A 233-nucleotide genomic window follows, 5' to 3' on the forward strand; every position below is an offset into this window, starting at 1 on the left:
ATGGTCGGCATCGCCCAGTTGGGATCACCCAGCCAGTCGATCGGGCTGATGCCCAGATGGCCCAGCCCGTAGTTCACCAGACCGTAGCTGGTATGGAACAGGTAGCGCCAGATCACCGCCACCGCCACCAGCGTGGTCACCACCGGCGCGAACAGTGCGGTGCGGAACAGTGCCTTGAAGCGTGCGGCCGGCGCATTGAGCAGCATCGCTGCGCCCAGCGACACGCCGATCGA

Annotated in this window: 1 pseudogene; it reads right to left on the reverse strand. The window is 65.7% G+C overall.

Annotated elements, in window-relative coordinates:
• Positions 1-233 (reverse strand): annotated as a pseudogene (locus HMPREF0528_RS08810) (carbohydrate ABC transporter permease); the annotation flags it as partial.

Origin of the sequence: Lactobacillus johnsonii ATCC 33200, from assembly GCF_000159355.1 — a bacterium.
Taxonomy (GTDB): Bacteria; Bacillota; Bacilli; order Lactobacillales; family Lactobacillaceae; genus Lactobacillus; species Lactobacillus johnsonii.